The sequence below is a fragment of the Mycolicibacterium arseniciresistens genome (assembly GCF_030519285.1).
In the GTDB taxonomy this organism is placed as follows: domain Bacteria; phylum Actinomycetota; class Actinomycetes; order Mycobacteriales; family Mycobacteriaceae; genus Mycobacterium; species Mycobacterium arseniciresistens.
This window is the reverse complement of sequence record NZ_JAUMSQ010000468.1, coordinates 1-3,128: the sequence shown is the minus strand read 5'-3', so window position 1 is coordinate 3,128 and position 3,128 is coordinate 1. Positions and strand designations below refer to the sequence as shown.

Here is a 3,128-nt window from a genome sequence, read left to right as displayed (position 1 = left end):
GCGCGCCGGCCGGCAAGTCCGACCGGCTCACGGCGGGGGCGTGGCTGGAGGTGCGGCTGCCCGAGGCGCCGGCGCCGGTGGAGAACACCCCGGTCGACATCGAGGGCATGGACATCCTGTACTCCGACGACGACATCGTGGCGGTCGACAAGCCGCCCGGAGTGGCGGCGCACGCCACCGTCGGCTGGCACGGGCCCACGGTGCTGGGCGGGCTGGCCGCCGCGGGGTTCCGGATCAGCACCTCGGGCATCCACGAACGCCAGGGCATCGTGCACCGGCTCGACGTCGGCACCTCCGGTGTGATGGTCGTCGCGCTGTCCGAACGCGCGTACACCGTGCTCAAGCGGGCGTTCAAAGAGCGCACCGTGCACAAGCGCTACCACGCGCTGGTGCAGGGTCACCCGGATCCGAGCAGCGGAACCATCGATGCGCCCATCGGCAGGCACCGCGGGCACGACTGGAAGTTCGCGGTCACCGAGGGCGGCCGGCACAGCGTCACGCACTACGACACCGTCGAGGCGTTCCAGGCCGCCAGCCTGCTCGACATCGAGCTCGAGACGGGGCGCACCCACCAGATCCGCGTGCACTTCGCCGCGCTGCACCACCCGTGCTGCGGTGACCTGACCTATGGCGCCGACCCCACCCTCGCCCGCCGGCTCGGCCTGGAACGGCAGTGGCTGCACGCGTGGTCGCTGGCGTTCGTGCACCCCGCGGACGGCAGGCGCGTCGAGATCACCAGCCCCTATCCCGCGGACCTGCGGCACGCCCTCGAGGTGCTGCGCAACCACGCACTGTGACCGGCGAGGCCCGCGCGGGGCGCGCCGGCACGCTGTTCGGCGCCGGCGCCTTCACCTGGTGGGGGCTGTGCCCGGGGTACTTCCCGCTGCTGCTGCCTGCCGGGTCGGTGGAAGTGCTGGCCCACCGGATCGTGTGGAGCGCGGTGTGCATGGCGCTGGTGCTGCTGGTGGTCCGCCGTTTCGGCGACCTGCGCAGGCTCGGTGGGCGCGCCTGGCTGCTGCTGGCGGCCGCCTCGGTGCTGATCGCCCTGAACTGGGGGGTCTACATCTACGCCGCGACCAACGGTCACGTCGTGGACGCCGCGCTCGGCTACTTCATCAACCCGTTGGTCACTGTCGCCCTCGGCGTGCTGGTGTTCCGGGAGCGCATCGGCAGGTGGCAACTCGTCGCGCTGGTGCTCGCCGTGGTGGCCGTAGTGGTGCTCACGGTGGGCGTGGGCACCCCGCCCTACATCGCCGGTGTCCTCGCGGTGTCGTTCGCGCTGTACGGCGTGGTGAAGAAGGTGGTGGTGGCCGACCCACGCGTCAGCGTGGCCGTCGAGAACTTCATCTCGTTGCCCGTGGCGGGCGGCTATCTCATCGTGCTCGCGGTACTGGGGCAGGGACACTTCCCGCACGAGGGGACCGCGCACTCCGTGCTGATGGTGCTGTCGGGTCCCATCACCGCCGTCCCGCTGCTGCTGTTCGCCGCGGCCGCGCAACGGTTGCCGCTCGTGACGATCGGCCTGCTGTTCTACCTGAACCCAGGCCTGCAGATGGTGTGGGGCGTGTTCATCGGCCACGAACCGATGCCGGTCGCCCGGTGGGTGGGCTTCGCGCTGATCTGGACGGCGCTCGCGGTGATGACGTTCGACGCACTGCGCAGGAAACCGGCCGCGGAGGATCCGCTACCTGTCGATCCGGCGGCGTCCGGATCGTCATCACGGTGACACCGCAGAACACGGTGCGCACCGCGACCCAGGAGGAGCCATGCAGTACTGCCTGATCACCCACTACCAGGAGGCGTCGGAGGCCGGCGTGCCCGAAGAGGCGCTGGCCGAGGGCCGGGCCGCCTTCGCCCGCAACGCCGACGACCTCGACGCCGCGGGCGTGCTCGTCGGCACGCAGGTGCTGCAATCCGCCGCGGCCACCACCACCGTGACCGCGAGGACCGGCGCCGTCGACATCCAGGACGGTCCGTTCGCCGACACCAGGGAGCGGTTGGGCGGCATCTTCGTCATCGACGTGCCGGACCTCGACGCGGCGATCGGGTGGGCGCAGCGCAACCCGGCGGCGCACTTCGGTTCGGTCGAGATCCGTCCGGTGGCGGTCACCTATGCCCGTGGCCGCGGCTGGTACAGCCCTGAATGAGAGCCTGCCCGCCGCACGGCTCGCCCAGCTCACCCGCGAGTCGTACGGCCGGCTGCTCGCTGTGCTGGCCGCGCCGGGCCGCGACATCGCCGCCGCGGAGGACGCGCTGGCCGACGCCCTCGAACGTGCCCTGCGGCGCTGGCCGGCCGACGGTGTCCCGGCCAATCCGGAGGGCTGGGTGCTCACCGTCGCGCGTAACCGGCTGCGCGACACCTGGAAGTCCGCGGCCCACCGGAACACCCGGCCGCTCACCGGGACCGAGGAGCCGGCGGCGGACGCCGACGAGCCGGTCACGATCCCGGACCGCCGCCTCGAGCTGATGCTGGTGTGCGCACATCCCGCGATCGCGGCCGACGTCCGCACGCCGCTGATGCTGCAGACGGTGCTCGGCGTCCGGGCCGCCGACATCGCCGCGGCGTTCGCCGTCGAGCCGGCGACGATGGCGCAACGGCTGGTGCGGGCGAAGAAGCGCATCCGGGATGCCGGGATCCCGTTCGCCGTCCCGGATCCCGCAGAGCTGGCGGTCCGCCTGCCCGCTGTGCTCGAGGCGGTCTACGGGGCGTACGCCATCGACTGGCCGGCCATCGACTGTCCGGCCGGCGAGGTGCCGCAGACGCTGTCCGCCGAGGCGCTGCACCTGGCCGACGTGCTGGCCGAACTGATGCCCGACGAGCCGGAGGTGCTCGGACTGGCGGCACTGATCTGCCTCGGTGAGGCACGCCGCCCGGCCAGGCGTGGCCGCGCGGGTCATTCATCCCGCTCGACGAGCAGGACACCGCACTGTGGGACGCCCGGCTCATCGAGCGCGGCGAGGAGATGCTGCGGCGTGCGCACACCCGGGGCCGGCCGGGCCGGTTCCAGTACGAGGCGGCGATCCAGTCGGCGCACTGCGCGGGCAGGCACGGGCCGGTCGACCTCGAGGCGCTGCGGCGGTTGCACAGGGCGCTCATGCGCGTGGCGACGTCGCTCGGCGCGGCGGTG

At 72.6% G+C, this 3,128-nt stretch carries 3 protein-coding genes and 1 pseudogene; all 4 read left to right on the top strand.

Translation table 11 applies throughout. The features are described from left to right. Positions 1 to 797 (top strand): RluA family pseudouridine synthase (locus Q2100_RS30550; RefSeq protein WP_302917028.1); only part of this gene is annotated, 797 nt, incomplete at its 5' end. Then, positions 794 to 1,726, top strand: a complete 933-nt coding sequence (rarD, locus tag Q2100_RS30545) for an EamA family transporter RarD (protein WP_302917027.1) — start codon at positions 794 to 796, stop codon at positions 1,724 to 1,726. The genes Q2100_RS30550 and rarD, both read left to right, overlap by 4 nt. A 40-nt stretch (positions 1,727 to 1,766) precedes the next feature. Further along, a complete protein-coding gene (locus Q2100_RS30540; RefSeq protein ID WP_302917026.1) occupies positions 1,767 to 2,147 on the top strand; it encodes a YciI family protein in 381 nt (126 codons plus the stop codon). Next, positions 2,113 to 3,128 (top strand): annotated as a pseudogene (locus tag Q2100_RS30535) (RNA polymerase sigma factor); the annotation flags it as partial. The gene Q2100_RS30540 and the pseudogene Q2100_RS30535, both read left to right, overlap by 35 nt.

What these genes read in the sequence shown, in the direction of transcription:
- Q2100_RS30540 (WP_302917026.1), top strand. Translation starts at nt 1,767, where the DNA reads ATGCAGTACTGCCTGATCACCCACTACCAGGAGGCGTCGGAGGCCGGC.